This is a genomic window from Arthrobacter sp. 05T45, from assembly GCF_056395875.1.
The window spans coordinates 23,881-48,303 of record NZ_JBFTKI010000006.1; the positions used below are offsets into that span (position 1 = coordinate 23,881).

18 protein-coding genes are annotated in these 24,423 nt (G+C 69.2%); 12 read left to right on the forward strand and 6 right to left on the reverse strand.

Features of this window, described 5'->3' with window-relative positions:
- The first annotated feature begins 76 nt into the window (after positions 1 to 76).
- Positions 77 to 1,816, forward strand: a complete 1,740-nt coding sequence (locus tag AC1DGD_RS08640) for a phospho-sugar mutase (RefSeq protein WP_476856539.1) — start codon at positions 77 to 79, stop codon at positions 1,814 to 1,816.
- On the opposite strand, the gene nirD is transcribed toward AC1DGD_RS08640, so the two are convergent.
- On the reverse strand, positions 1,813 to 2,193 hold the full coding sequence (gene nirD / locus AC1DGD_RS08645; protein ID WP_476849033.1) for a nitrite reductase small subunit NirD: 381 nt from the start codon (positions 2,191 to 2,193) through the stop codon (positions 1,813 to 1,815). The two genes, AC1DGD_RS08640 and nirD, sit on opposite strands and share 4 nt — an antisense overlap.
- A 256-nt stretch (positions 2,194 to 2,449) precedes the next feature.
- Between nirD and nirB the strand changes: the two genes are divergently transcribed.
- The 6 genes from nirB to AC1DGD_RS08675 all read left to right on the forward strand — a co-directional run bounded on the left by nirB (position 2,450) and on the right by AC1DGD_RS08675 (position 9,720).
- The gene (gene nirB, locus AC1DGD_RS08650) at positions 2,450 to 5,158 is read left to right on the forward strand and encodes a nitrite reductase large subunit NirB (protein ID WP_476856540.1); all 2,709 of its coding nucleotides are present in this window, start codon (positions 2,450 to 2,452) and stop codon (positions 5,156 to 5,158) included.
- Positions 5,159 to 5,160: 2 nt separating this feature from the next.
- Positions 5,161 to 6,195 (forward strand): uroporphyrinogen-III C-methyltransferase, encoded by a 1,035-nt coding sequence (gene cobA / locus AC1DGD_RS08655; RefSeq protein ID WP_476856541.1) that lies wholly within the window; start codon positions 5,161 to 5,163, stop codon positions 6,193 to 6,195.
- 92 nt (positions 6,196 to 6,287) lie between these two features.
- The gene (locus AC1DGD_RS08660) at positions 6,288 to 7,442 is read left to right on the forward strand and encodes a uroporphyrinogen-III synthase (protein ID WP_476856642.1); all 1,155 of its coding nucleotides are present in this window, start codon (positions 6,288 to 6,290) and stop codon (positions 7,440 to 7,442) included.
- Between the two features lie 242 nt (positions 7,443 to 7,684).
- Positions 7,685 to 8,584, forward strand: coding sequence for an FAD-dependent oxidoreductase (locus AC1DGD_RS08665; RefSeq protein ID WP_476856542.1), 900 nt, complete (start codon positions 7,685 to 7,687; stop codon positions 8,582 to 8,584).
- 160 nt (positions 8,585 to 8,744) lie between these two features.
- Positions 8,745 to 9,443, forward strand: a complete 699-nt coding sequence (deoC, locus tag AC1DGD_RS08670) for a deoxyribose-phosphate aldolase (protein ID WP_476856543.1) — start codon at positions 8,745 to 8,747, stop codon at positions 9,441 to 9,443.
- 52 nt (positions 9,444 to 9,495) lie between these two features.
- Positions 9,496 to 9,720: a hypothetical protein gene (locus tag AC1DGD_RS08675; protein WP_230010712.1), complete on the forward strand. Its 225-nt coding sequence runs from the start codon at positions 9,496 to 9,498 to the stop codon at positions 9,718 to 9,720.
- Positions 9,721 to 9,791: 71 nt separating this feature from the next.
- Here the strand turns inward: AC1DGD_RS08675 and AC1DGD_RS08680 are convergent, their stop codons facing one another.
- Positions 9,792 to 10,622 (reverse strand): metal-dependent hydrolase, encoded by an 831-nt coding sequence (locus AC1DGD_RS08680; RefSeq protein WP_018774647.1) that lies wholly within the window; start codon positions 10,620 to 10,622, stop codon positions 9,792 to 9,794.
- Positions 10,623 to 10,626: 4 nt separating this feature from the next.
- On the reverse strand, positions 10,627 to 14,298 hold the full coding sequence (gene mfd, locus AC1DGD_RS08685) for a transcription-repair coupling factor (protein ID WP_223914130.1): 3,672 nt from the start codon (positions 14,296 to 14,298) through the stop codon (positions 10,627 to 10,629).
- 247 nt (positions 14,299 to 14,545) lie between these two features.
- Here mfd and AC1DGD_RS08690 point away from each other — a divergent pair, with 247 nt between their 5' ends.
- The 5 genes from AC1DGD_RS08690 (at position 14,546) to AC1DGD_RS08710 (ending at position 18,765) form a co-directional block, all read left to right on the forward strand.
- A complete protein-coding gene (locus AC1DGD_RS08690) occupies positions 14,546 to 16,111 on the forward strand; it encodes an SDR family oxidoreductase (protein ID WP_476849039.1) in 1,566 nt (521 codons plus the stop codon).
- Positions 16,112 to 16,159: 48 nt separating this feature from the next.
- Positions 16,160 to 16,657, forward strand: a complete 498-nt coding sequence (locus tag AC1DGD_RS08695) for a DUF2505 domain-containing protein (protein WP_223914131.1) — start codon at positions 16,160 to 16,162, stop codon at positions 16,655 to 16,657.
- Between the two features lie 4 nt (positions 16,658 to 16,661).
- Entirely contained in the window at positions 16,662 to 16,883 is a 222-nt protein-coding gene (locus tag AC1DGD_RS08700) for an SCO4848 family membrane protein (protein ID WP_476856544.1), read from the forward strand.
- A 95-nt stretch (positions 16,884 to 16,978) separates the two neighbouring features.
- Entirely contained in the window at positions 16,979 to 17,422 is a 444-nt protein-coding gene (locus AC1DGD_RS08705) for a VanZ family protein (protein WP_230009621.1), read from the forward strand.
- Between the two features lie 29 nt (positions 17,423 to 17,451).
- A complete protein-coding gene (locus AC1DGD_RS08710; RefSeq protein ID WP_476856545.1) occupies positions 17,452 to 18,765 on the forward strand; it encodes a UDP-glucose dehydrogenase family protein in 1,314 nt (437 codons plus the stop codon).
- Between the two features lie 10 nt (positions 18,766 to 18,775).
- Here the strand turns inward: AC1DGD_RS08710 and sufU are convergent, their stop codons facing one another.
- The 3 genes from sufU to AC1DGD_RS08725 all read right to left on the reverse strand — a co-directional run bounded on the left by sufU (position 18,776) and on the right by AC1DGD_RS08725 (position 24,421).
- Positions 18,776 to 19,231: a Fe-S cluster assembly sulfur transfer protein SufU gene (sufU, locus tag AC1DGD_RS08715; protein WP_028276481.1), complete on the reverse strand. Its 456-nt coding sequence runs from the start codon at positions 19,229 to 19,231 to the stop codon at positions 18,776 to 18,778.
- Between the two features lie 11 nt (positions 19,232 to 19,242).
- Positions 19,243 to 20,550, reverse strand: a complete 1,308-nt coding sequence (locus tag AC1DGD_RS08720; RefSeq protein WP_028276482.1) for an aminotransferase class V-fold PLP-dependent enzyme — start codon at positions 20,548 to 20,550, stop codon at positions 19,243 to 19,245.
- Between the two features lie 1,147 nt (positions 20,551 to 21,697).
- Positions 21,698 to 24,421: a helix-turn-helix transcriptional regulator gene (locus tag AC1DGD_RS08725; protein WP_476856546.1), complete on the reverse strand. Its 2,724-nt coding sequence runs from the start codon at positions 24,419 to 24,421 to the stop codon at positions 21,698 to 21,700.
- Between the last annotated feature and the right edge of the window lie 2 nt (positions 24,422 to 24,423).

Genomic DNA, 24,423 nt, shown 5'->3' on the forward strand with positions numbered 1-24,423 from the left:
CCTCGAGATGGAACTGAAACCCGAACTCCCGATTGTCTGGGCAGGAATCGCCCACGATTGGCGATAGTTTGGTTCCATGACGTCTTCTGATGCCGAACTCGCCCGCCTCCTGAGCGATGCCCGCGATTGGGCAAGCCAGGACCCGGACCCCGCCACCGCCGCCGCACTCTCCGAACTCGTCCGCCGCGCCGACGGGGGCGTCGCCGCGGCCCGCCAGGAACTGGCCGACAGCTTCAGCGGCACCCTGCAGTTCGGCACCGCTGGACTGCGGGCAGCCCTCGGCCCGGGTCCGAACCGGATGAACCGCGTGGTGGTCCGCCGCGCCGCCGCCGGCTTCACCGCCTTCCTCACCAACGCGGTCGGGCAGGCCTCCCCCGGCACCCGGCCGCGCGCCGTCGTCGGTTATGACGCCCGTTACAACTCCGACATTTTCGCCGAGGAAACAGCGGCGATCCTCACCGCGGCGGGGGTTGAGACCTTCCTGATGCCGGCAGCGCTGCCCACCCCGCTGCTCGCCTACGCCGTGCGGGCGCTGGACTGCGACGGCGGCGTCATGGTCACCGCCAGCCACAACCCGCCGCAGGACAACGGCTACAAGGTGTACCTCGGCCGTCACGCGGTGGAGGAAAGCGGCCGCGGCGCACAGATCGTGGCACCCTACGATGCCCTGATAGCGGCGAAGATCGACGCCGTCGGTGCCCTGGACTCGATCGTCCTGGCCGCGGACGGGTGGACTGTGCTGGAGCCCTCGATCGCGACCGACTACCAGCGCGCCGTCGCGGCCCTGGCGGTTCCTGAGCACTTCCCGGCCCGCGGGCTGAAGATCGTCCTGACCCCCATGCACGGGGTGGGCGGGGAAACGGCCGTGGCGGTGCTGAACGCCGCCGGATTCGACGACGTCACGCTCGTCACCGAACAGGCGCAGCCGGATCCGGACTTCCCCACGGTGAACTTCCCGAACCCGGAGGAGCCCGGGGCGCTGGATCTCGCCCTCGAGGCGGCGACGCGCGAGGACGCCGACATCGTGATCGCCAACGATCCCGACGCCGACCGGGCAGCGGTGGCGGCGAAGGATCCTGATACCGGCGCGTGGCGCATGCTGCGCGGCGACGAGGTAGGCGCATTGCTCGGTGCCCACATCGTGGCGCGGCAGGCCGCCAGTGGCGAAGCACCGGCCGGCGTGTTCGCCAACTCGATCGTGTCCTCCCGGCTGCTGGCGCGGATCGCGGCCGCGGCAGGCTACGCGCACGAGGAAACCCTGACCGGCTTCAAGTGGATTGCCCGGGTGCCGGGGCTGGTCTACGGCTACGAGGAGGCGCTGGGCTACTGCGTTGCTCCTTCGCTGGTGCGCGACAAGGACGGCATTTCGGCCGCGGTCCTCATTGCCGAACTCGCGGCGGCCGCAAAGGCCGAGGGCAAGACGATCTTTGACACCCTGGACGAGCTCTACCTGGTGCACGGGCTGCACGCGAGCGACCAGCTCAGCATCCGGGTGGCGGACCTCGGCCTGCTGGACGCGATGATGAACCGGCTGCGCGTGAGCCCGCCGGAATCGTTCGGCGGCTCCGGCGTCGAGGCCGTCACGGACCTTGCCGAGGGCAGCGAACTCCTCCCGCCCACCGAGGGCCTGCTGTACCTGACCCGGGACCTCAGCCGTGTGATCATCCGTCCCAGCGGTACGGAACCGAAGCTCAAGTGCTACCTGGAAGTCATCCGCAGTGTCGGCTCGGCCGCCGAGCTTCCGGCAGCCCGGGACGAGGCCCGCACGGCCCTGGACGGCGTCCTTGCGGACGTCCGCGAGGCACTGGGCCTCTAGAGCCGCACCTCAATGTACCCGCCCACAATCCGGGTACCGAAGGTGGCGAGGCGGAGTTCCGGGCTGCCGAGGCATTCTCCGGTGCCGAGGTCGTAGACCTCCTTGTGCAACGGAGATGCCACCGTGGGCCGGTCCCCGCGGGATCCGGTGATGCCCCGTGCCATGACGTTCGCCCCGGTGGCCGGGTCCTCCTGCGCGACGGCGAAAACCTCACCGGACAGGGTGCGGAACACGGCCACCTGGCGGCCCGCAATCAGTGCCGCCTCGCCCCAGGCGGGTTCCAGGTCCGCCACGGCGCACACCCGGTGCCAGCCGGCTGCGGCTTCAGTAATTTGGTCCTCAACGTCGTGTACGGCGGTTTCAAGTACGGCGGTCATCCCGGCCCCTCTCTGATACATCCCTTACGGGCTCAACCGCTGCTGCGGCCACATACTCAAGCTAGGCGCGCGGTGTTTCATCCGGACGCGCCGGATGTGTCCGGCGCGTAAAAGAGAGCTCACACGGCGGGAAATGCATTCGTGATGCAGAAGTTAAGATCACGAAACATAAGGGAAACTGAAGCGAAATTCCGGTTGCCTAGTCTGGGACGACAAGCTGCAGAGCACCGTCTGCGGCCCATGCGAAAGGCCCACCGTGACCGGACACCCCTCAAGCCACCCGAACCAGGGCGCAACCAGCGCCGCCCCGCGCCGTATTGTGGTGGCCGGCGGCGGCCCCGCAGCGCACCGGTTCGCCGATGCCATGCACGCCCGCGGACTCGATGGCTGGCACGTTACCGTCCTCACCGAGGAAGCCCACCTCCCCTATGACCGCGTCGCGCTGAGCAAGGCACTCACCGACAGCGACGTCGACCTCACCCTGGGCAGCGCTTCCATGTGGGACCACACGGCCCTGAACCTCAAGACCGGCGAGCGCGTCACCAGCATCGACGCCGCCGGCAAGACCGTCCGGACCGCGGCGGGAACCATTTATCCCTATGACGAGCTGGTGGTCGCGACGGGCTCGGACGCTGCCCGCCTGCCCATCCCGGGCGCCGAACTCACCCATGTGTACCGCACCCTTGAGGACGTCTGGTCCATCAACAAGGCCATCGCGGACCTCACCGCGAAGCTGGGCCGGAAGGTCAACGCGGTCACGATCGGCGGCGGTCTGCTGGGCCTGGAATCAGCCGCCGGCACCGAACAGCTCGGCGCCACCCCGATCGTCATCAACGGCTCGCCGTGGCTCATGAACACCCAGCTGGACGAGGGTGCCGGCCAGGCGCTCGGCCGGCTGATCGAGGCCAAGGGCTTCACCGTCCACGGCGGGGTGTTCCCCTCCGAGGTTATCTCCGACGACGACGGCCAGGTCACCGGCGTCCTCATGGCCGACGGCCGGATCATCGACGCCGACATCGTGATCGTCGCGATCGGCGTGCGGCCCCGAGACGAACTGTTCCGGGCGGCGGATGGCCCGGATGGGCAAAAGGGACCGCAGCAGTTCCAGCTCGGCCAGCGCGGCGGCGTCGTCATCTCCGACGACTGCTCCACGGAGGTTCCCGGCATCTGGGCGATCGGCGAGGTCGCCAACTTCGGCGGCATGTGCCTGGGCCTCGTGGCCCCGGCCAACACGATGGCCGAAATCGTCGCGGACCGGCTGCACGGCGGCGACGCGACCTTCCCCGGCTTCGACACCGCCACCAAGCTCAAGCTCTCCGGCGTCGACGTCGCCAGCTTCGGTGACGCCTTCGCCCGAACGGAACACGCGCTCGAGATCGTCTACGCCGACCCCGCCCGCGGCGTCTACCAGAAGATCGTCACCACCGACGATGCCAAGACCCTGCTCGGCGGCATCTTCGTCGGCGACGCCTCGCCCTACACCTCCCTGCGCCCCATGCTGGGCCGCGAACTGGCCGCCGAACCCGGCGCCTACCTCACCGCGGCCGGCGGCGGCGACGCCGGGGACGGAGTCTTGGAGATCCAACTGCCGGATGACGCGATCCTGTGTTCCTGCAACAACGTCTCGGCCGGAACCATCCGTGACACCGTCAACGGCTGCGGGAGCTGCGACGGCAACGCGCCGGTCCGGGAACTCGGCGAGCTCAAGGGCTGCACCCGCGCCGGCACCAGCTGCGGTTCCTGCGTGCCGATGCTCAAGAAGCTGCTCGAAACCGAACTGACCAAGTCCGGCGTCGAAGTCTCCAAGGCCCTGTGCGAACACATCGAGCTGTCCCGCCAGGAACTCTTCGACGCCATCCGGGTCCTGGAGCTGACCTCCTTCGAGGAGATCATGGCCAAGTACGGCACCGGCGCCGGCTGCGATATCTGCAAGCCGACCATCGCCAACATCCTCGCCAGCCAGAACAGCGCCTACGTCCTGGACGCCGGCCGCGGCACCCTGCAGGACACCAACGACCGCGCCCTGGCCAACATGCAAAAGGACGGCACCTACTCGGTGGTCCCGCGGATCGCCGGCGGCGAGATCACCCCGAAGAAACTCGGCGTGATCGCCGCGGTCGCCGAGCAGTACGGCCTCTACACCAAGATCACCGGCGGGCAGCGGATCGACATGTTCGGCGCCCGGCTGGAGCAGCTGCCCGAAATCTGGAAGGTCCTGGTCGATGCCGGCTTCGAATCCGGCCAGGCCTACGGCAAGAGCCTGCGCACGGTGAAGTCCTGCGTCGGCTCCACCTGGTGCCGCTTCGGGGTCCAAGATTCGGTGGCCATGGCCATCGCGCTCGAGCTGCGCTACCGCGGCCTCCGCAGCCCGCACAAGCTGAAGATGGGCGTCTCCGGCTGCGCCCGCGAATGTGCGGAGGCCCGGGGCAAGGACGTCGGCGTCATCGCCACCGCCGACGGCTGGAACCTGTACGTCGGCGGCAACGGCGGCGCCACTCCGGCGCACGCCCAGCTGCTGGCCAAGGACCTCGACGACGAAACCCTGATCAGGTACATCGACCGCTACTTCATGTACTACATCCGCACGGCCGACCGGCTGCAGCGCACCGCGCGCTGGCAGGAAGAGCTCGACGGCGGCATCAAGCACGTCGAGGACGTGGTGGTCCACGACACCCTGGGCATTGCCGAGGACCTCGAAGCCGCCATGGCCAAGCACGTTGACACCTACGTCGACGAATGGGCCGACACCCTGAAGGATCCCGAGCGCCTCCGCCGCTTCCGCTCCTTCGTCAACGCCCCGGACCAGAAAGACGATTCGATCACCTTCGTCTCCGACGAGCGCGGCCAGATGCGCCCCGCGACAGCGGAGGAGAAGGCGCGGGCCGGGCAGCAGCCGGTCCTGATCGGGGCTTCCATTCCGGTCCGAGCCACCACCCCGGGACTGCCTGACGAGAACGAGGTATAGCCATGCAGCTCACCATTGACCTCACCGGACGCGAAGTCCTGGTCACGGGCGCGGACCACGCCGCCCGTCAGGCCGTGCGGCGCTATGAGGCGGCCGGCGCCGTCGTGTTCCGCCTCAGCACCCCGCAGGGCGCCGGCATGGACGGCCCGCTGCCCGAGCGCCCGTTCCTGGTCGCGGCGGTCGACGACGGCCAGCCCGGCTGGGAGGCCCTCCTCGGCCGGTGCCATGCCACCGGCATTCCGGTGGCGGCCGAGCCCCCGGCCGGCCCGGCGGGCCACGTCACGCTGGTCGGCGGCGGACCCGGCACCACCGAGCTGCTCACCGTCGCCGCCGTCGCCGCGCTGCGCGATGCCGACGTCGTCTTCTACGACCGGCTCGCCCCGTACCAGGACCTGCCGTCCCTGACCTCGGCAGAGCTCGTGGATGTGGGCAAGAAGCCCGGCCACCACAAGGTCAGCCAGGCCGACATCGAAAAGCTCATGGTGGAAAGCGCGCTGGCCGGCAACAATGTGGTCCGCCTCAAGGGCGGGGACCCCTATGTGTTCGGCCGCGGCGGCGAGGAAGTCGCGTCCTGCGTCGCGGCCGGGGTTCCGGTCCGCGTCATCTCCGGAGTCACCAGCGCCATCTCGGTTCCGGCCGCCGCCGGCATCCCGGTCACGCACCGCGAAGTCAGCCACATGTTCACCGTGGTCTCCGGCCATGCCCCGCTGGCCGAGAACGAACTGACGCACCTCGCCGGGCTCGGCGGAACCATTGTGGTCCTGATGGGCATCGGCACCCTGCACCACCTCGCGGCCGGACTCCGCCGGGCCGGAATGCGGGCCGACATGCCGATGGCTGTCGTCGAACGCGGCTACCGCCCCGGCCAGCGCACCACGATCGCCGAGCTGGGCACCATCACCTCCGCAGCCGCGGGCTGCAGCAACCCCGCCGTCCTGGTGATCGGGGACGTTGTCCGGGTGGCCGAAGCCAACCGGGGCTGTGCCGAGGCCACGGCAGAGCTCGACCGACTGGCCGCATCACTGATGGAGGCGTAAGGATTCCCATGAGCGCACTGAACGCCGTCGCCGCAGCCCTCCCGGAGCCCGGCGCACCACTGTCCCCCTTGAACCCCGCCCTCGCCTCCGCACTGACCGCCGGCGCGACCGCCGGCGCCCCCGCGCCCGAACCCGCCGAGGACGCGACCGACCGGGACCTTCCCCTGGACGGCTTCCGGATCGGCGTCACCTCGCACCGCCGTTCGCAGGACCTCATCGAGGCCCTGGAACGCCGCGGTGCCGAGGTGCTTCACGCCCCGGCCCTGAAGATCGCCCCGGTCCGGGAGGACCAGAGCCTGATCGAGGACACCCGGGCGATCATCGCCGCCCGGCCCGATCTTTGCATCGCGACCACCGCCTACGGCATGCGCCGCTGGTGCGAGGCCGCGGACACGTTTGGCATTGGCGACCAGCTGCTGGAGACCCTCTCCGCCACCCGGATGTTCGTCCGCGGGCCCAAAGCCCGCGGCGCCGTGCGCGCCGCCGGGCTCGCCGACGTCGGAATCAGCAGCGACGAAACCACGTCCACGCTCGTGGACATGCTGCTGGCCGAGGGTGTGCGCGGCAAGACAGTCGCGGTGCAGCTGCACGGCTACACCGATGTCCGCCAGCTCGAGCGCCTGCGCATGTCCGGCGCCACCGTCCTGACGGTCACCCCGTACCGCTGGGTCAAGCCCGACGGCGCCGACCGGCTGCCCAAGCTGATCGAAGCCGCGTGCAGCGGCAACCTGGATGTCCTGACGTTCACCAGCGCGCCCGCCGTGGACGCGATGTGGAGCACGGCGCACGAGATGGGCGTCTACAAACAGCTCGTGGAGAGCCTGAAGACCACTGTGGCGACCGCCGTCGTCGGGCCCATCACCGCGCAGCCGCTGCTCGATGCCGGGCTGCATCCGCTGATCCCGGAACGGTTCCGGATGGGCGCCCTGATCCGGCTGGTCTGCGAGCACCTGGCACTCAACCACGTCCGCCGGCTCGACACCGTTTCCGGCAGGGTGGAGCTGCGCGGCCGGTCGCTGCGCATCAACGGCGAGCCGGTCGAGATGGCGCCCGCACCGCTGTTGCTGCTGCGCGCGCTCATCGGCGCCGGCGGGGCAGTGCTGTCCCGCGAGGCGCTCTCGGACCTGCTGGAGCTGCGCGGTTCCGTGCATGCCCTGGACATGACCGTCAGCCGGCTGCGGTCCGCGCTGCCGGACACCCGGCTGGTGGAAACCGTGGTGAAACGCGGCTACCGGATCCGGGTCTAACCCAACGCGGGGTCACATAGCGCCCATCCCACCGCTATCTATAGGCGCTAAGTGACCCCGCGTTGCTTTGCTGCCGGCCTTCGCGGGGTGTGACCCACGGCATTACCGGCCGGTAAATACTGGCGAACGGGCAGGGCAGAAGCGGCAACACCCGGGAAACACCCCGGAAAAATCGGACGCCTACGCTGGGGTTCATCAAGCACACCGGCCACACGATGGCCACCCAGCGAAAGGGCCAGCACATGTCCGCTCCGGCAATGTCTCCCACCTCCACTTCCTCCCTGACAGGCGCTTCGGCTGCCCCCGCCACCACGGCCGCCCGGCCCAGGATCGTCATCGCCGGCGCCGGCCGGGCCGCCCAGGCGCTCGTCCGGCAGCTCACCCGGACCCCGTTCGCCGGCGCCATCACGGTCCTCAGCAACCGGGACGACGCACCCGAGGAATTGCTGGAGCTCGCCGTCCTGCCCCAGGTATCCGTCCGCTTCGGCCAGCCGGCCAGCTACATCGACGCGGAAAACCGCCGCGTGACCACCGCCGACGGCATGGAGTTCGACTACGACGAGCTCGTCATCGCCACCGGTTCCGCTCCCGCCGAGGCTCCGGTGGAAGGTGCCGCCCGCTGCCTGAGCTATTCCACAATCGACGACGCCGCCGGGCTGGGCGAGGCCGTCAAGGACGTCACCCGGGTCCTGGGCCGCCGCCCCCTCGGCATCCTGGTCGGCACGGGTTCGGCCGCCGGCCAGGCCGAGGCCGTGCTCCGGTCCCGCGGCGTCCGCCCGGTCCGCACCACCGTCCGTCCCGCCGCCGTCGTTCCCACCGCCGCCGGGTCCGCCCTGCCGGCGTCGGGCATCGTCTTCGAGGACGGCTCCAGCATGAACGGTGACCTCGTGATCCTCGCCGAGGAGCGCATCGCCCGCGACGAGCTGGCCGCCACGGCCGGGCTCGCGACCGCTGCCGGCGGCGGGATCGTCATCGGCCAGGACTTCCGCACCTCCGTGCCGGGCATCTGGGCGATCGGTGACGCGGCAGCCTACGACGGCGTCCGGCTGGGGCTGCTCGTGGCCTCCGGTTCCGCGGCGTCGGTGTGCGCTTCCCAGTTGCTTCAGGCCACCATGGGCCGGGCCCTGGCGGCCGCCGCCTGACGTGCCGGGGAGGCCCGGCCGGGGGCATCCGCCGGGCACATTCCTATGGCAAGATGGTTCCCTGATAAGCCGCGCACCACGCGGCGCCGCCAGGGCCCGCAGGCCCACAAGGCCCGGGAAGGGACCGCCGCGTCCCAGGCCCGCCACGAAAGGGACCACCATGAGCCAAGAAGCCGCCACCGGGGGGATGCCCAACATCGCCTCCTACATCGACCACACCCTGCTCAAGCCGGAGGCCAGCGAGGCGGAGATCCTCAAGGTCTGCGCCGAGGCGGCGGAGTACCACTTCAAGTCGGTCTGCGTGAACCCGGTATGGGTCAAGACCGTCAAGAAAGCGCTCAAGGGATCCGGCGTCCTGACGTGCTCCGTGGTGGGATTCCCACTGGGCGCCACGCCGAGCGACGTCAAGGCCTTCGAGGCCCGCGGCGCGGTCCTGGACGGTGCCGAAGAAGTGGACATGGTCATCAACATCGCCGCGGCCCGTGCCAATGACAAGGGCGCGCTGGTGGACGACATCGCCGCCGTCGCGGCCGCCGTGCACGAGGGCGGAGCCATCCTGAAGGTCATCATCGAAACGGCACTGCTGGGCGATGACCAGAAGGTGCTCGCCTGCGAGGCCGCAGTGGAAGCCGGGGCGGACTTCGTGAAGACCTCCACGGGCTTCAACGGCGGCGGGGCCACTGCCGAGGACGTCGCTCTCATGCGCCGCGCCGTCGGCCCGGACCTGGGTGTCAAGGCCTCCGGCGGCGTGCGTTCCCTGGCCGATGCTCAGGCTATGATTGCTGCAGGTGCAACACGTATTGGCGCCAGCTCCGGTATCGCGATCGTCAAGGGTGAACAGGGTTCGTCCGCGTACTGACCGTGCCGGCACCGCCCACAGTTTTGAGCCCCCCGGGGCCGAGGAGGAACGAATGTCCAGCAACACCACCCCGTCCCGGCGCGTCGAGAACAGCCTCGGATCCAGCATCGCCCTGTTCGTGCCGATGATGGTCCTGTTCCTCGGTGCGATCTACTCGCTGTCCTTCCTGACGCTGGAAAACACCTGGCCGATGGCCGTCTGCCTGATTCTCTTCGCCGCCGCGTTCTGGATCCCGCAGACCCTGCTGGGACGCTCGGACTCGGCCGGCGAAAACTAGGCCACTCCTGACCCTTAAATGACTGAAGCTCCGGTTCATCCGGAGCTTCAGTCATTTAACCGGTGGCAGTCCTAGCCGGGCACCAGCGCGAACAGGCCCTTGACCAGCCCCGTGCCGAGGGCCAGGGCCGCGGGGAAGTGCGCTTTGGCCACCGCCAGGCCGGCGCCAAACATCCCCACCATGGCGTAGCCGCTTACCGGGATCAGGACGAACCATTCCCGCCGCGAACCCGCCCGGCCCAGCAGCGGGATGGAGAACGCCCCGTTGGCCCTCCAGATGTTCTTCAGCAGCGGCAGTTTCCGCAGGACCTTGGGCGGCTTGATCACCAGTGGCCAGAGCAGCGGCACTCCCCCGGTGGTGATCATGTCCCCCACAATGTGCACCAGCACCCCGGTAAGCATCGAAACCGGCAGCCAGGTCCACTGGTGCGGCGCGAACCACGTCACGAGTCCGGCCATGAGCAGCCCGACGATCCAGTTGCTGATCCAGCCGAATTTCGGGAAGAGTTTCAGTGCCTTCGCGGCGATGTTGATCATGAACATGCACAGCAGGCCGGCTCCGACGGACAGCAGCCCCCACTGGGTCTGCACCTGCCACTGCCCGGCGATCGTGGCCAGCAGCACGAAGAACGCCGCGCCCAGCACCGAATGAGTGCCCTGCCGGTGGCCCCCGCTGGCGTTCTCAATGCCGCGCGCCACCAGGTTGGACAGCGGCGGCAGCGCGTGCGCCACCGTGCTGGCACGGTGGTCCCAGTCGCAGACCAGCGCGGTCCCCGCCGTCGCCATCGCGCCGATCACGATTCCGGTGGGATCCAGGGGGTACCAGCCGAGCGCATACGGGCCGGTCGAGGCAATGGCTACCCACGCCGCGGCTCCCGACGCGGCGTGATGTCCTCCCATCATTCTTTTATTTCACCGCCGGTGTGGCAGAGACAGGGGCGTCGGAGAAGATGTTGCGGATCACGCCGTTGGCCCACTCCAGGATCTCGGCGTCCTGCAGGTCCCGGCCGCCGATCCTGGCCGTCTTGGGCTTCGGAACGAGCACGGCGTCCAGAGCCGGCTTCGCCTGCGCGCCGGGGTACATCCGGGTCAGGCGCATGAGCTTGGACTCGGGCAGTTGCGCCGGGGAGAACTTGATGAAGTTGCCCTGCAGCGCGACGTCGGACAATCCGGCCTCGCGGGCGCCCACCCGGAACCGGGCGACGTCGATCAGGTTGGTGGCCGGCAGCGGCAGCTCGCCGTAACGGTCCACGAGCTCCGCGAGGACCTCCTCGATCGCCTCGTAGGTGATGGCGCTGGCGAGTTTGCGGTAAGCCTCCAGGCGCAGCCGTTCGCCCGGCACGTAGTCGTGCGGCAGGTGCGCGTTGACCGGCAGTTCGATCTTCATTTCGGCGGCCTTCTCCTCCGCCTCGCCCCGGTATTCGGCTACGGCCTCGCCGACCAGCCGGATGTAGAGGTCGAAGCCGACGCCTTGGATGTGGCCGGACTGCTCGCCGCCGAGCAGGTTGCCGGCGCCGCGGATCTCCAGGTCCTTCATGGCCAGCTGCATGCCGGCGCCGAGCTCGTTGTGCGTTGCGACGGCCTTGAGCCGTTCCAGCGCCACCTCGCCCAGCGGCTTTTCCGAAGGGTAGAGGAAGTAGGCGTAGGCGCGTTCACGGCCGCGTCCCACACGTCCGCGCAGCTGGTGCAGCTGGGAGAGGCCGTACTTGTCCGCGCCGTCCACGATCAGGGTGTTGGCGTTGGAGATGTCCAGGCCGGTCTCGATGATGGTGGTGCAGACCAGGACGTCGAAGCGCTTTTCCCAGAAGTCCACGATGATCTGCTCCAGCCGGCTCTCGGACATCTGCCCGTGCGCCACCTCCACCCGGGCCTCAGGGACCAGTTCGCGGATCTTCGCCGCGGTGCGGTCGATCGTGGACACCCGGTTGTGGACGAAGAACACCTGGCCTTCGCGCATCAGCTCACGGCGGATCGCGGCGGAAGTCTGCTTGTCCGTGTACGGTCCCACATACGTCAGCACGGGGTGCCGTTCCTCCGGCGGGGTGGCCAGGGTGGAGGTTTCGCGGATGCCGGTCAGGGACATTTCCAGGGTGCGCGGAATCGGGGTGGCGCTCATGGCCAGGACGTCGACGTTGGTGCGCATCTTCTTCAGCGCTTCCTTGTGTTCGACGCCGAAGCGCTGCTCCTCGTCCACGATCACCAGGCCGAGGTCCTTGAAGCCGAAGTCCTTGGACAGCAGCCGGTGCGTGCCGATCACGACGTCCACGGAACCGGCCTTGACGCCGTCGGCGGTTTCCTTGGCCTCCTTGCCGGTCTGAAAGCGGGACAGCGGCTTGACGACGAGGGGAAAGCCGGAAAACCGTTCGGTGAACGTCTCGTAGTGCTGCTGGGCGAGCAGCGTGGTGGGCACCAGCACGGCGACCTGCTTGCCGTCCTGGACCGCTTTGAACGCGGCCCGGACAGCGATCTCTGTCTTGCCGTAGCCGACGTCGCCCGAGATCAGCCGGTCCATCGGGATCTCCCGCTCCATGTCGGCCTTGACCTCGTTGATGGTGGTCAGCTGGTCCGGGGTCTCCACGTACGGGAAGGCCTCCTCCAGTTCCCGCTGCCACGGGGTGTCCGGGCCGAAGGCGTAGCCGCGGGAGGCCATCCGGGCCGAGTACAGCCGGATCAGCTCGCCGGCGATCTCCTTGACCGCCTTGCGGGCCTTGGACTTGGTGCTCGCCCAGTCCGCGCCGCCCATCTTGCTCAGCGCCGGAGTGTCGCCGCCCACGTACCGGGTGACCTGGTCCAGCTGGTCGGTGGGCACGAAGAGCCGGTCGCCCGGGGCTCCGCGCTTGGACGGGGCGTACTCCAGGACCAGGTATTCGCGCACGCCCTCGCCGCCACCGGCAACCTTGCGCTGGATCAGTTCCACGAACCGGCCGATGCCGTGCTGTTCGTGCACCACGGAGTCCCCGGCCACGAGCTGCAGCGGATCCACGGCATTCCGCCGCTTGGACGGCATCCGGCGCATGTCCTTCGTGGAACCGGCAGAGGTCCGGCCCAGCAGGTCAGCCTCGGTCAGCAGCGCCAGCTTGAGCGGATCCAGGACAAAACCGCGGCCGACGGCGGCGGTGGTCACCTCGATCAGCCCGGCCTGCGGATCGGCCTCGAGCGTGTCCACCCGCGCGCACGGGATGTCGTTGTCGTGGAAGAGTTCGGCGAGGCGCTGCGCCGGGCCCGGGCCCTCGGTGACCACGACGATCCGCCACTGGTCCCGGACGCGGGAGCCGATGAAGTCCATCATTTCCGCCACGTCGCCCTGGTAGCCGCGGGGTTCCCGGGCGTGCAGGTTCAGCACGTCGACGTCGGGCAGCAGCTCCTCGTCGCTGGCCAGCGAGGTGATGGACCACCAGGAGACGCCGTGCTCGAGGGCCGCGGTGCGGGTTTCGGTCAGCGAGCGGAAGCTGGCCGAGTGCAGCGCTTCGGACGCCGCAGAGGTCAGATCAAGAGGTGCGGTGCCGCCGTCGGACGCCGTGGACCAGGCGGCCTCGAGGAATTCCTCGTTCGTGGCGGCGAGGTCGTGGGCCCGGGTGCGGACCTTCTCCGGCTCGATCACCACCGCGATGGAACCCGCCGGGAGCTGGTCCAGGAACGGCACCATGGCGTCCACCAGCACGGGGGCCAGCGATTCCATGCCCTCGACGGCGATGCCGCCGGCGATTTTCTCCAGCATGTCCGCGGCGGCCGGGAGCTGGGACTTCAAGGTCGCGGCGCGGGACATGACGGAGGGTGTGATCAGGATTTCGCGGCACGGCGGGGCATGGAGTTCGGTGGGATGGTGCAGGCCGGGCGCGGTCAGCGAGCGCTGGTCGGCGACGGCGAACCAGCGCATCTGCTCCACCTCGTCACCAAAGAACTCGACCCGGATGGGGTGGTCCTCGGTGGGCGGGAAGACGTCCAGCATGCCGCCGCGGACGGCGAATTCGCCGCGGCGGGTCACCATGTCCACCCGGGCGTAGGCGGCGTCGGCGAGGCTCTTGACGACACCGCTGAAGGGGGCGTCCTGGCCGACCGTCAGGGTCACCGGCACCAGTTCGCCGAGGCCGGCGACGATCGGCTGCACGACGGCGCGGACGGGGGCTACCACCACGCGCAGCGCACCGGCGGTGGATGATTCGGGGTGCGCGAGCCGCCGCAGCACAGACAGCCGCCGGCCCACGGTGTCCGAGCGCGGGGAGAGCCGCTCATGCGGCAGCGTCTCCCAGCTGGGGAACTCCGCGATCGTCTCGGCCGGCAGGAAGGCGCGCAGGGCCTCTGTCAGGTCCTCGGCCTCGCGGCCGGTCGCGGTGACGGCCAGGACCACGGGCACGCCCCGGCCAGCCCCTGCAGAGCCGGTTTCGTTTCCCGCCAGGGTCGCAAGTCCGTCCGCCATTTCCGCGAGCAGCGTGGACCGCATTCCGGCCGGGGCGCTGATCTGGTAATCCTCGCTGCGGGCTGCGAACCCGCGGGCGGCCTCGGCCTGGATCCGGGCGTAGTTCCGGTCTTCGGCGAGGACACGGCGCAAACCGGTGAGAGAGGGGCCGTTGAGGCTCATAGCTGTTGCTCCTGATGGGATCACGGGGTGCAGGCAACACGAATAGCCGAAATTCGCGAGAATCCCGGGCCCTCCAAGCCTACCGCGGAGCCTCGGGGCCCGCCGACGGGCCCGGCCGGCGGGACCTGCCCGGGGCGCCGCCGACGGGGCTAGGCTGGCTTCAGGAGCGGGCGGCCCATCCAACGCGGGCCGCGCACCGAATGGCTTGGTAGGCCACCCGCCAACTGCTGGCTGACAAGGAGTCACCATGAACGCCACAACCGCAACCCCCGAACCCGCTGGAACCCCTGCTCCAGCCCCGCAGGCAGCCACCGCGAAGGCCTCATCCCCTAAGACCGTGCTCGTCACCGGGGCCACCGGCTACATCGGCGGCCGGCTTGTCCCCCGGCTCCTGGAAGCCGGGCACAGGGTCAAAGTCGTGGTCCGCACCCCGGCCAAGATTGCCGGCGTGCCCTGGCTGGACGACGTCGAGGTGATCCACAGCAGCCTCGACGACGGGGACGCCCTGCAGGCGGCGCTCGACGGCGTCGACGTCCTGTACTACCTGGTCCATTCCATGGCGGCCGGGGCCGGCTTCGAGGCCAAGGAAAAGACGATGGCCGGGACGGCCGCCCGGGCCGCGGCCGCCGCCGGTGTGGACAGGATCGTTTACCTCGGCGGCCTGCACCCGGCCGGGGCCGAACTGTCCACCCACATGCGCTCCCGCGAGGCGGTGGGGAAGGTGTTCCTGGACAGCCCGGTGGACGCGGTGGTGTTCCAGGCCGGCGTCGTGATCGGCTCGGGTTCGGCGTCGTTCGAAATGATCCGGCATTTGTCCGAGACGCTGCCGCTGATGCCCGCCCCGAGCTGGGTGCGCAACAAGATCGAGGCGATCGCGGTCCGTGACGTCCTGTACTACCTCGTGGCGGCAGCGTCGCTGGAAGGACCCATCAACCGGACCTTCGACATCGGCTGCCGCCAGGTGCTCAGTTACGCCGGAATGATGCAGGAATACGCCGCCGAGGCCCGCCTGCCGCACCGGGTGGTGCTGGCGCTGCCGGTGCCGGCCCCCAAACTGGCCGGTCTGTGGGTGGCACTGACCACCCCCATCCCGCTCTCCATGTCCCTGCCGCTCGTCGAATCACTCCAGCACGACGCCGTCGCCGCCGAGCACGACATCGACGCGTACATCCCTGCGCCGGAGGGCGGCCTGACCCCCTACCGGCGGGCCGTGGCCCTCGCCCTGGGCAAGGAACGCGACGGCCAGGTGGAGACCACGTGGGCCAGCGCCGGCGTCGACGCCGATCCCCTGCCGAGCGACCCGGACTGGTCCGGACACGCCGTGTACGTGGACGAGCGAAGCTTCCAAAGCGACGTGGACCCCAAATATGTGTGGACCGTCATCGAAGGAATCGGCGGCCGGAACGGCTGGTACTCCCTGCCACTGGCCTGGCAGGTGCGCGGCTGGCTGGACAAGCTCACCGGCGGGGCGGGGCTGCTGCGCGGCCGCCGGCACCCGCACCTGCTGGCCGAGGGCGAGGTGGTGGACTGGTGGCGGGTCGAGCGGATCGACCGTGGCCGGCTGCTGCGGCTGCGGGCCGAAATGCGGGCCCCGGGCCGGGCCTGGCTCGAACTTTCCGTGGAGCCGGAGGGGACGGGCAGCCGCTACCGCCAGCGCGCCATCTTCTTCCCCAAGGGCCTCAGCGGCCGCCTCTACTGGCTCGCAGTGCTGCCGTTCCACAGCGTCATTTTTCCCGCCATGTCGCGGAATATCACCGCCGCCGCCCGGGATCTGGAAAACCTCGAATCGGAGCCAGCCCGGCACACCACGTAGGATGTTGGAGCCCGAAACGTCCACTTCCACATCACGGAGGACCCCCCTATGGCCCTGAGTGCATCCACCACCGTTCCGCACAGCGTCGACCGCGTTACCGCGGTTTTCGTCAATGAAGACTTCCTGCGCCACACGAGCGAACTCGTCGGCGGCACCCTGGAATCCTTCGCCATCGACGGTGACACCGCCGGCGCTTTCAACACCACCACGGTGCGGACCATCCCCACCACCCGGATGCCCGACATTGCCCGGAAATTTGTTGGCGAAAGCCTGAAGGTGACGCAGCTGGAGGCCTGGGAGGCCCCCGCCGCCGACGGCTCCCGGCAGAGCAAGATCTCCCTGAAGGTCTCCGGCGCCCCGCTGGACGTGAAGGCTGTCCAGCGTCTCGTGTCCGACGGCGGCAGCACCCGGATCGAGCTCGAGGGCGACGTGACCTCCTCGGTGCCGTTCCTTGGCGGCAAGATCGCCGACGCCGCAGAACCGATGGTCGGCAAGGCCCTGAACCTGCAGTCCCAGCAGGCCCAGGCCTGGCTCGAAAGCCACTGACCCCGTGGAACTGCCCGCGGTCCTCGCCGTCGTCCTGATCGTCGCCGGCGTCTGGTCCCTTGTTGTCTGGCCGCAGTTCCTGCGCCGGGTCATGAAGGATCCGCGTGCCCGCGACGCCAACGGCAAGGCCACGCGCTTCCTGACCGTCCATGTGGTCCTGGTCAGCATCTCCATGCTGCTGGGGGCCGCGACGGCGGCGATTGGCGTGGCCGGGCTGCTCGGCTAGCATCCGGCACACCGGCGGCGGCACGCGCACCCTGCGCCTGCCGCCGCCGGCCGCTAGAATCAGCAAAAAGGTGGACCGCTGAAAGGGGACGCCAGTTGCTACCCCGCCGCGTCGCCATCTGGGGCCTGTGCGCCTGCGTTCCGGTCCTCGGCCTGATTGCCTTCTGGCCGGTGCCCGTTGACCGGGGCGCGGCCACCTACCTCATGCGGTGGCTCCGGCAACTGCACAGCTGGGGCGTCCCTCCCTGGTTCGACTACGGGGTGGTGGAATTTTCCTCAAACGTGATCCTGTTTATTCCGCTGGGCGCCCTGGTCGCCATCATCCTGGGCCTGCGGCTCTGGTGGGGCGGGGCCGTTGCCGGGTTTATCCTCTCCGTCGTGATCGAACTCGGCCAGATGGCGTTCCTGCCGGCGCGCTTTCCGTCCGTCGCCGACGTCGCCGCAAACACGATCGGCGCCATGGCCGGCGCGCTCGTGGCCAGGCTGTTCATGGCGCGCCGTGAGGCTGTGCGATCCCGACGTCCACCACGTACCCTGTGAACAGGGCCCGACGGGAGGAAATCGGAACTATGCGGATCTCGGTTATTGGTTGCGGTTACCTGGGCGCGGTCCATGCCGCATGCATGGCAAAGCTGGGTCACGACGTCGTCGGAATCGACGTCGACGAACACAAGGTGGCACAGCTTTCAGCAGGCCACGCCCCCTTTTACGAACCCGTGCTCGACGAACTCTTGTCCCAACTTGAGGAATCGGGCCGGCTGCGGTTCACCACCGACATGGCGGCCGCCCGCGGCGCCGAGGTCCACTTCATCTGCGTCGGAACGCCGCAGAAACGCGGCGAAAACGGCGCCGACCTGCGCTATGTCGACGCCGCCGTCGCCTCGCTCGCTGAATACGTCTCCCCCGGCGACGTCGTCGCCGGCAAATCCACGGTGCCTGTGGGAACCGCCGCGGGCCTGGCCGAGGTGCTGGCGGAGGCAGAGCCCGGCGCCTCGCTGGTCTGGAATCCCGAGTTCCTGCGCGAAGGCCATGCCGTGACAGACACCCTGAACCCGGACCGGTTTGTCTACGGCACGCCGGACGGCAGCGAAGACCATCCCGCGGTGGCCGTCCTCGACAGGGTCTACGAGACTCCCCTGGCGGGCGGGACACCCCGGCTGGTGACGGACTACGCCACGGCGGAATTGGTGAAGACGGCAGCCAACTCGTTCCTCGCGACCAAGATCTCCTTCATCAACGCCATGGCCGAGGTCTGCGAAGCCACCGGCGCCGACGTCACCCGGCTGGCCGATGCGATCGGGCTCGACGAGCGGATCGGGCGGAAGTTCCTGAACGCAGGCATCGGATTCGGCGGCGGGTGCCTGCCCAAGGACATCCGTGCCTTCATGGCCCGCGCCGGCGAGCTGGGGGCGGACCAGGCTCTGACCTTCCTGCGGGAAGTGGATGCGATTAACATGCGGCGCCGGACCCGGGTGGTGGAGCTGACACGCGAACTGTGCGGCGGGTCCCTGTTGGGCCAGCGGGTCGCCGTCCTGGGCGCGGCGTTCAAGCCCGAAAGCGACGACGTCCGGGACTCCCCCGCGTTGAGCGCCGCCGCGCAGCTGCAGCTGCAGGGCGCCGTGGTGACGGTCACCGATCCCCAGGCCCTGCCCAATGCCGCCAAGCGCTTCCCCGAACTCCAGCTGGAACCGGACCTGGAGACGACGCTGCACCGGGCCGATGCCGTGCTGCTGCTGACCGAGTGGCAGGCGTACCGGGAGCTGGATCCGCACGCGGCCAAAGCCCTCGTGTCGGCGCCGCGCATCCTGGACGGCCGCAACGTCCTGGACCCTGCCAAGTGGCGGGCGGCCGGCTGGACCTACAAGGGCCTGGGCCGGCCCTGATGTGTTGCCGTCAGGCCGTCAGCGCCTGGCCGAGGGCGTCCTCCGCGGCCACCCAGGAGAGCATGGCGCATTTGACCCGGGCAGCATAACGGGACACGCCCTCAAACGCCGCGGCGTCGCCCAGCACCTCCGGGTCGGCCGGCACCTTGCCGCGCGAGCGCAGCACCTCGCGGAAGCTGTCAATGACGGTGCTGAGTTCCTCGACCGTCATGCCCTCGGCGAGGTCTGTCAGCACGGACGCCGAGGCCATCGAGATCGAGCAGCCGTCGCCGTCCCAGCGCAGCTCACTGACCTTCCCGCCGGCCACGGACACCCGGACCGTGATTTCGTCGCCGCAGGTCGGATTCAGCTGGTGGGACTGCCCGCAGCTGGCCTCCTTGGGCGCGTCCGCGGCGGCGAGGCCGCTGCCGTGCCGGGCCTTGGCATGTTCGAGGATGATCTGCTGGTAAAGCTGGTCAAGACTCATGGATGTCCGTCCTAGGCTTGGAAGTAGGCACGGACATCGGCGACCGCGTTCAGGAACGCGTCCACATCGTCCGTGGTGTTGTAAAGGTACGTACTGGCGCGCGTCGTCGCCGTCAGCCCGAGCCGGCGGTGCAGGGGCTGGGCACAGTGGTGGCCGACCCGCACGGCGATGCCGCGGCTGTCCAGGAACTGGCCGACGTCGTGCGCGTGGACGCCAGCGACGTCGAATGCCGCCAGGCCAATCCGCTCCTGCCCGGCCGCCGGACCCAGCACCCGGATCCCGGGGATGGACTCCAAGCCGCGCACGAGGCGCTGGCCGAGTTCGGCTTCCCAGGCGTGGATGCGGTCCATCCCGGTTTCGCTGAGGTAATTTACCGCCGCGGCGAGTGCCACGGCCTGCGAAATGCGCTGGGTGCCGGCTTCGAAGCGTTGCGGGCTGGGCAGGAAACCCGCCCGTTCCATCGTGACGGTGGTGATCATGGAGCCGCCGGTCAGGAACGGCGGCATCGCGTTGAGCAGCTCCGAGCGGCCATAGAGGGCGCCGATGCCGGTGGGGGCAAGCATCTTGTGGCCGGAGAACACCGCGAAGTCGACGTCGAGCGCCTTCACGTCCAGGGGCAGGTGCGGTGCGGACTGGCAGGCGTCGAGCACCACGAGGGCTCCCGCGGACCGGGCCAGGGCCACCAGGGCGGCCACCGGGTTGATGGTGCCGAGGACGTTTGACGCGTGCGTGAACGCCAGGACGCGGGTGCGCGGGCCGATGATGCCGGCAGCGGCCTCCAGGTCAAGGGCGCCGGCGTCGTCGATCGGGATGAACTTCACGACGGCGCCGGTCCGGGCCGCCAGCTCCTGCCAGGGGATCAGGTTGGCGTGGTGCTCCATCTCCGTGACCACGAGCTCGTCGCCCGGGGCCAGGGCGAACCGGGCCGCTTCGGGTCCGGCGCCCGGCAGGGAAGCGTTGAGGAAGGAATAGGTGAGCAGGTTCAGGCCCTCCGTGGCGTTGGAGGTCCAGATCAGCTCATCCCACTCCGCCCCGACGAAGTCCGCCACCGTTTCCCGGGCGTTTTCGAACGCCTCGGTGGCCTCGACGGCGAGGTGGTGTGCCCCACGGTGGACCGCGGAGTTCCGCTGCTCATAGAATTCCTGCTCGGCCTCGAGCACGCTGAGCGGGTTCTGCGAGGTGGCACCGGAGTCCAGGTAGACGAGCGGCCTGCCGTTGACGTGCTGCTGCAGGATCGGGAAGTCGTTGCGGATCCTCAGGACCTCCTCGTTTCCGAGCGCGGCGGCAGAGCGGCGGAGATGGGCTGGGGTGGCAACCATGGCGGAGACTCCTGGATCGGCGTTCGCTGCGGCGTACACCGCGCCGGCCGGGCGGCCAGCGTGCAAAATACGTCACACAGATTAAACCTAATTATCCCACGTTCCTGCAGCCCTCCTGCGCGCCCACCGCGCGGCCACCGCGCGGACCCGCACACCGCGGAACCCGGGCGGAGGTCCGCGCCCCGTTAGCCGGCTCCGGCGGCCATCGGCTCCCGCGGCGGTGCCCTTCGGCGGCCAAGACCCGGACCGCGACAGGAGCATTGCCCAAGGGCAGCCGCAATCAACCCCCAGCCAGGCGGGTTGGGCTGGTGCTGCCCGAAAATGGCAGACGACAACCGATAGCGGCCGCGGCGATGATCGCAGGGGCCGCGGGTGTGCGTCGCCTGGACCCATTGGCGGGAGCCGTGGGCCGACGGGATCCAGCAGCGGCATCCAAAAAGCGACATGCAACAGGGGCACCGGAACATCCGGCCGGCTCTCACTGCTACGGCGCAAGGCCTGCGCGGCGCAAGGCTCGCCCGACATGCCGGCGCGTGACGCCAGGGCCGGCGAGGGCTTGCACACAAGACGTCGTCACGCGCCGCTACCCCCTGCGGCGATGCCCGACGGCGCCGGTGTCAGGTCCGCGCTTCTCGATGGCGCGGACCCGCGTGTAGACCGATTAAGGGAGCCGGCGGCGGCTGGGGGGAGAGCCTCGGTCTCAGAAGGCTCTGACGCCGCCGGCTCCGACCTTGGCGCGCGGCTGCCTGTTGAGGCACCGCACGATTCCAATGAAGGAGTTAGTGGGAAAGATTACGGCCCGATCACCTCTAATGGTGGCAGTGGCCGCATCCGCAAGCAAGGAATTTGAGACCACACTTTCCTCGGGCCATGCTTGCGGTTGCTGACCGCCCTCAAGTTCCTCATTTTGAGACCTTTGTGAGCTGTTCGGGATGGGGCTGTTCGGGGTGGAGCTGTTCGGGATGGGGCTGTTCGTGGGACTGGCTTAAGTCAATCGCCCGAACGGACTCTGCACACGAGTAGCGTTTACCCGATTTCTGACGCCCTACTCGCCATGGCACTACTTGGAGCTACTCCCGCTGGTCCCGCAGGCCACCCGTGCTGTACGCACGCCACAGCCAGGTCACGCCATGCCGGGCCGGGCCGGTCAGGAGGGCAGCGGGCCGAGGTCCAGGAGGTCCGCCCGCCGGCCCACGCCGAGCTTGGCGAAGATCCGGGACAGGTGCCCCTCCACTGTCCGAAGTGACACACAGAGCGCGGTGGCGATCTCGGCGTTCGTGGCCCCGCCCGACACCAGTTCCAGGACTTCGGTCTCGCGGGCAGTCAACGGGGCGCCGTGATCGCTGCGGACGACCTCCAATTGCGACAACATTCCGGCCTCCACCAGGCGGTGATGGACCCGGCGCTGGACCGCGGTAAGCCGCCACCGCTCCGGGTCGTCTGCCAGGATCCGCTCGGCCTGCTGGGCGGCCTCAAGGGCAAGGAGCCCGTGCCCTGCATTGAGCGCGTCGTCGCTGATGCCAATGAGGTCGGACGCATCGGACGCCGACACCGCTCGCGCGTAGGACTCCACCAGCCTGGCTTCCGGGCCGTCGACTGCGCCGCTGCTGAGGGCGAGGGCTTCGGCGCCCGAGGTGTCACCGCCGCGGAGCGCGAGCCGCCTGATATCGGTTTCAACGCCCCGCAGGCTCTCGTGCAGGGCCTCGTCCGCCAGCCGCGCCAAAGCTCCGGCACCGCTCCCTCCGGGCCCTTCTCCGGGTTCAGCCGCCCGGCAGTACGCCTCTGCCAGCAGGTGAAGGGTTTTCGGCTCCCGGTACTCCGAGAGCCGGTAGGCCAGCACATGCTGGCTGGCCTCATGGTGGCGTCCGACGGCGCCTGCGGCGTAGGCCGCAACGGCGCGCGCAAACGGCAACAGACCTAACGGGTCGGCGATAGTAAGCTCTTCGACACTCAGCCGAAGTTCGGCCAAGCTTTCACGCATCCTGCCCTGGCGCAACCGCGAATAGCCCCGCATGAGGTGCAGCATGCCGCCGCTGTACAGCAGACGCCCAGGCTCACGGGCCGCGTAATCGTCCAGGACATTTCCGAGCCGGTCCCAGTCGCCGGCCCAGATCAGATTCAGGCAGTGGCGCACCACGAGGTCCTCGTAGACCAAGGGAAGTTCCAGGCTTGCGGTTCGGGCGCCGCCCCATGCCTCTCCGTCCAATCGCAGCCCTGCGCGGAGTTGACCTTGGGCGGTCAAGAGTTCGGCGAGGAGGGAAACTGCCGGGACCCGGATTTCGGGATAGGCGCCGGACGCGGCGATGAGTTCGCGCAGCACGGTTCCAACTGCCATGAACTTCCCGTCCCACGAGTGACTCAGAAGCTCTGTGGCCAGTCCCCCGGCAGCTGTCACGTCCGACGGCCGTCCCGCCGGAGCGCGCCCGGAAAGGTCGGTGCACGTTGCGAAATCCGCAGACAGTGAATCCCGGGCCCGCGATTCCAGGAGCCCTGGTTCCATGGACAGTCCAAAGGCCGGGCGGTGCGTCCCGGCGTCGGCTTCCTGTTGCCGGGCCGGCGTTGCGGACCCGAGCCGGGCTGCGAGGAGGGCAGCCAGGTAGGACGGCCGTCCGGAGGGCACCGGCTGTGCGGCCTCCAGACACGCCACAGCGGCCTCGGTGCGCCCCGCGATAAAGTGCGAATAGGCCAACTGGATCCGGGCCTCGGGGAGGAACCGGGCGTCCCGGATGGCGCCAGCCACCCGGGACGCGGTCGCAGGGTCCAGGTCCGTGTTCGCGGCGACAGCGGCCTGCAGGAGCTGGATCGGAGGGATCTCTACGCCGCAGTCCATGGACCAGCGCAGCCGGTTGAGTGCCGCTCCCGGCGCCGCGGCACGCGCTGACGGAAGCGACAGCACACTCGAACGCAGGGCCGAACTGCGGCCGGCCGGGACCCGCTGGCGGATAATTTCGCCAAGGATCGGGCTGGCGGGCCGTACCAGCCGGTCATGTCCCGTGGAGACGGCAATAATGCCCGCGGTGTCCAGGGCATCGACGGCCTTAGGACCACTGATCCGCAGAATCTGGGACAGGGATAGCGGTCCGGCCATGGCAACGATCGTGGCGGCGGTCTTTTCCTCCGGTGTCATGGAGCGCAACTGCCGGTCCACAACGTCGGCGGCCGGAACTTGGGCCATGTCGGGGTTGGCCAGCAGGAACCACACTCCGTGCCGGAGGCCCAAGGCGCCGCTGGCACGGGCATGCTGGATCAGGGACATCAGCATGAGCGGATTGCCGTCGGCCGCCTTATGGAACAACGCACTAACCCACGGAGAGACGTCGGCCCGCAGGACCTGCTCGCACAGTTGGTGGGTTCCGATCCGGCTCAGCGGGTAAAGGTCGAACTTGGCAATTATCCCGTCGTCCCAAAGCGCGAGGAACTCTTCCGGAATCATCGGCCCGGGACGGCAGGCCACGAGGATTCCCGCGGCGCCGGTCGCCGCCGCCTGAGCCAACTGCCGGACGGTCCCATGATCGAGGCAATGCGCGTCGTCGACCACAAACAGAGGGCGGTCCGCCTCGGATTTCAGGCTGCGCGCCATCGCTTCCACGACGGCTGCGTAGGAGTCGAGTTCCCGGTCAGGAAGCCGGGACAAGTACGGCGCCAAGGCACCGAAAGGAACGCTGGCCAGGGCCGGAGTGGCGGTCAGCCGAATCAGGCGGCGGTGGGGCTCGAGTTCGCGGATGGCGGCCTTGAGGACGGCGGTCTTGCCCGCGCCCGCGCCGCCGATGATGAGCGCACCTGATCGGGTGTCGTCACGCAGGCAACGCACCAGGTCCTTGACCAGCGCCGAGCGCTCGATCAGTGCCGAGGTCTCAGCCAGGCTTTCCATCG